Origin of the sequence: Leucobacter sp. M11, assembly GCF_035726885.1 — a bacterium.
In the GTDB taxonomy this organism is placed as follows: domain Bacteria; phylum Actinomycetota; class Actinomycetes; order Actinomycetales; family Microbacteriaceae; genus JAPFRB01.
Genome location: NZ_JAPFRB010000002.1, coordinates 275,846 through 279,652 on the forward strand (window position 1 = coordinate 275,846; position 3,807 = coordinate 279,652).

4 protein-coding genes and 1 tRNA gene are annotated in these 3,807 nt (G+C 72.9%); 1 reads left to right on the forward strand and 4 read right to left on the reverse strand.

Annotated elements, in window-relative coordinates:
- Positions 1–144 precede the first annotated feature (144 nt).
- Positions 145–1,281, forward strand: coding sequence for a phosphoserine transaminase (gene serC / locus OOT08_RS05550; protein ID WP_325092112.1), 1,137 nt, complete (start codon positions 145–147; stop codon positions 1,279–1,281).
- Between the two features lie 91 nt (positions 1,282–1,372).
- Here serC and OOT08_RS05555 read toward each other — a convergent pair.
- From OOT08_RS05555 to OOT08_RS05570, 4 genes are all read right to left on the reverse strand, one after another.
- Positions 1,373–1,448 (reverse strand) — tRNA-Ala (locus OOT08_RS05555).
- A gap of 75 nt (positions 1,449–1,523) precedes the next feature.
- Positions 1,524–2,597 carry a hypothetical protein gene (locus OOT08_RS05560; RefSeq protein WP_325091588.1) on the reverse strand — a complete coding sequence of 358 codons (1,074 nt, stop codon included), beginning with the start codon at positions 2,595–2,597 and terminating at the stop codon, positions 1,524–1,526.
- A 60-nt stretch (positions 2,598–2,657) separates the two neighbouring features.
- On the reverse strand, positions 2,658–3,251 hold the full coding sequence (locus OOT08_RS05565) for a GNAT family N-acetyltransferase (protein ID WP_325091590.1): 594 nt from the start codon (positions 3,249–3,251) through the stop codon (positions 2,658–2,660).
- A 4-nt stretch (positions 3,252–3,255) separates the two neighbouring features.
- Positions 3,256–3,807 (reverse strand): UTP--glucose-1-phosphate uridylyltransferase (locus OOT08_RS05570; protein WP_325091591.1); only part of this gene is annotated, 552 nt, incomplete at its 5' end.

A 3,807-nucleotide genomic window follows, 5' to 3' on the forward strand; every position in this document is an offset into this window, starting at 1 on the left:
TGGTGTGTTCATGTGGCTGCCTCCGCGCCCCTCGGCGCCGCTGATCGGATCGGTTTCTCCCATGCTACGCTTTGGCCTATGTCAAAGCAAAGCGAGGTGGTGCGCGGCGCGCACCCCGCGCCGGAATCCCGTCAGGAGCCCCGCATGATCCCCGCCATCCCCGCGATCCCCGCCCACCTGCTTCCCGAGGACGGCCGCTTCGGCAGCGGTCCCGCGAAGATCCGCGCGGCGCAGCTGCACGAGCTCGCTGACCCCCGCGGCGTCATCCTCGGCACCTCGCACCGGCAACCGCCCGTGCAGCGGCTCATCGCGACGATCCAGGAGCAGGTGCGCGAACTCCTGAGCGTCCCCGAGGGGCACGAGGTCGCCCTCGGCAACGGCGGCTCGACCGCCTTCTGGGACATCGCCGCGTTCTGCCTCATCGAGCGCCGCGCCCAGTGCCTGGACTTTGGCGCGTTCGGGCGTCGGCTCATCCGGGCGACCGAGACCCCGTGGCTGGACCCCTCCTCGGTGCGCGCCGCGCCGTGGGGCGGGCTCGTCGCAGCCGAGGCCGAGAAGGGCGTGGACACCTACGCCTGGCCACACAACGACACCTCGACGGGGGTGGCCGCGCCGGTGCGCCGGGTGGTGCCCGCGGAGGAGGCGATCACGCTGATCGACGGCACGAGCGCGGCGGGCGGCATCCCCGTGGACCTCACCGAGGCCGACGCGTACTACTTCGCCCCGCAGAAGAGCCTCGGCTCCGATGGCGGGCTCTGGCTCGCGGTGCTCTCCCCCGCGGCCCGCGAGCGGGCCCGCAGGATCGAATCGAGCGGGCGCTACGTCCCCGAGTTCCTCAGCCTCACGCGCGCGGCCGAGAGCTCCCGGGCCGGACAAACGCTGAACACCCCGGCGCTCGCCACGCTCCTGCTGCTGGAGAGCCAGCTGCGCTGGATCCTGGCGCGCGGCGGCATGAGCTGGGCGGCGGCGCGCACCGCCGAGAGCGCCGGGGCGCTCTACGACTGGGCCGAGGCCAGCGACTTCGCCGAGCCCTTCGTGCCGGAGCCCGAGCACCGCTCCCCCGTCAACGCGACCCTCGAGTTCGACGCCCGGATCCCCGTCCGGGCGCTCGCGGCGGAGCTGCGCCGCAACGGCGTCGTGGACGTGGACGCCTACCGCGGGGTCGGCCGCAATCAGCTGCGCATCGGCACCTATGTCTCCGTGGATCCCGAGGACGCCCGCCGTCTCACCGCGTGCCTCGATTTCCTGGCCCCGCGCCTGCTCGCGGAGCACGCGGGCTGAGGGGCAGGTTCTTTCAGCGTGAACGCGAAGCATTCACAAGAATCCTGCGATTCCCCGAAGACGAAGAGGTTCGCGAAGCGAATCAGTAAACTGGTGGATCTGAGGGGAATCGAACCCCTGACCTTCTCATTGCGAACGAGACGCGCTACCAACTGCGCCACAGACCCAAACAACTCGATCAGCTTAGCAGAAGCGGGGCCGCGCCACGCAATCGGCGGGGCGCGTTTCGGGGCCGGGGTGCGTTATCCGGCGTTTCGGCGGCGACGGATCGCGGCGTCGAGGTCGAGCTGCCCGGCGGAGGTGTCGCCGACCACGCCCATGTTGCGCAGCCGGTTGGCGGATTCGGATCCGGCCGAGCGCTCCTCGCGCTGGCGGGCGAGCGCCCGCTCGCGGGCGATTGCGGTCTCGCGCTCGGCCCGCTGCTGTTCGTTCCGCGCGGCGTCCTGGCTCGCGCTGAGCGCGGCGGCGCGCTCGGCCTCGACCGTGCGGCGCTCCTCGAGCGCGGCGGCCTCGGCCCGGCGAAGCGCCTCGCGCTCGTCGGCGGAGGGGGCCTGGGCCTGCGGGTGCGTGCGGGGCTTCGGGACCCGATTCGGCTGCGGCTTCCAGGCGCGGCTCGCCTCGGTGCTCCCCCGCGGCGTCGCCACGCGGCGCTCCTCTGGCTCGGCCGCGGCCTCCGCCTCGGGGGCCGTCATCGGGGTGGTCTCGGCGTCGGTGCGCACCGCGCTCCGCGCGGACACGGGGGTGGCGGCGCGGGCCTGCGCCTTCGCGCCGGCCGTGCCGGGGGCGATCGCGATGAGGGTGCCGACGGAGGCGAGGGCGGCCAGCGCCCCGCCGATGAGGACCCCGGCACCGCCGCCGGCGATCGCGAGACCCGTGCCGACGACCGCGGCGATTACGCCGAGCAGCGCGGTGAGGGCCGTCAGCGCCCGAACGCGCCGCATCCACGGGGAGCGTCGCCGGGCGAGTCGGCCCAAGCGCGCCTCACGCTGCTGCGCTTCCTGTGCCGCCATCTTCGCCCTCCGCTCCTCGATCCTGGCCTCGGTCAGCTCCGCCCGGTGCTCAGCCTCGCGGCGCTTTTCCGCGGAGGCCAGCAGCCGCTCGTGGGCGAGGGCCTCACGGGCCGTCGCCTCCACGCGCACCTCGCCGGGAATCTCGGCCGTCTCGGCGAGCACGCGAAGCGTGCGCTGCAGCCGGAGCGCGTTCTGCTCGGCCACCGAAAACTCACGGCGTTTCACCCAGGCGGGAACCAGGTAGACACCCCAGAGCAGCACGACGATCACCAGGATCACGCCTCCGCCGAGTATGCCGTTTGCCATGGCCCCAACTGTACGGTGGCGTTCCGCCCGGGGGCGAACGCCGGGCGGCGTGTTGCGGGCTCAGCCGAGGAAGCGGCGCAACACGCCGCCCGGTACCTCTTCGCGGTTGAGGGCGAACACCGCGTGGTCGCGCCAGTCGCCGTCGATGTGGATGAAGCGCGGGCGGATGCCCTCCGGCCGGAAACCGAGCTTCTCCACGATCCGCAGGGACGCCGCGTTTTCGGGTCGGATGCAGATCTCCATCCGGTGCAGGCCGCGCCGGAACAGCAGGTCGTCGGTCGCGAGCGCGACCGCGACCGTCGTCACCCCGTGCCCCGCGGCCTCCTCGGCGATCCAGTACCCCAGGTTGGCGGCGCGCAGCGCGCCCCAGGTGATCCCCGAAACCGTGAGCTGGCCGACCATCCGCCCGTCGAGCGTGATCACGAAGGGGACGCTCGTGCCCGCCTTCGCGTTGGCGAGCATCCAGGCCACGGCCGGGCGCATCGAGGCGCTGCCGGGGACCTGGCGCAGCCCGTCCGGGTTCGTCGCTTCCCAGGGCTCCAGCCAGTCGCGGTTCTCGGCGAGGAGGCGTTGCAGGGTGCGCGCGTCGGAGCGCCGGATCAGGCGAAGCCCGACCCGGCCGTGCCGGAGTTCCGGTTGGCCCGGCGCTGCCATGCGCTTAGGCGCCGGGGCGGTCCGCGTCGCCGAGCTCCGCGGCGAAGCCGATGAGCCATTCGCGCAGCTCGGGGCCCAGCTCGTCGTGCTCCACGGCCAGCTTCACGTTCGCCTTGATCCAGTCGGCGCGGTCGCCGGTGTCGTAGCGGCGGCCGCGGAAGATGACGCCGTAGACGCCGTTGCCGGGACGCTGCGCGACGGTGTTCAGCGCATCGGTGAGCTGAATCTCGTTGCCGCGGCCGGGCTCCTGCACGTCGAGCACGTCGAGGATCTCGGGGCGAAGCACGTAGCGGCCGATGATCGCGAGGTTCGAGGGCGCGTCCTCGCGGGCGGGCTTCTCGACAAGCTCGGTGACCTTGACGACGTCGGGGTCGTCGGTGGCCTCGACCGCGGCGCAGCCGTACAGGTGGATCTGGGCGGGGTCGACCTCCATGAGGGCGATCACGGTGGCCTCGCGGGCGTCGTGCTCCGCGATCATGCGGGGCAGGAGCGGGTCGCGCTCGTCGATGAGGTCGTCCCCGAGGAGCACCGCGAAGGACTCGCCGTTAACGTGCTG

Excerpts from the sequence above, each read along its gene's own strand:
- serC (WP_325092112.1), top strand. The coding sequence starts at position 145 with ATGATCCCCGCCATCCCCGCGATCCCCGCCCACCTGCTTCCCGAGGAC.
- OOT08_RS05565 (WP_325091590.1), bottom strand. The coding sequence starts at position 3,251 with ATGGCAGCGCCGGGCCAACCGGAACTCCGGCACGGCCGGGTCGGGCTT.
- OOT08_RS05560 (WP_325091588.1), bottom strand. The coding sequence starts at position 2,597 with ATGGCAAACGGCATACTCGGCGGAGGCGTGATCCTGGTGATCGTCGTG.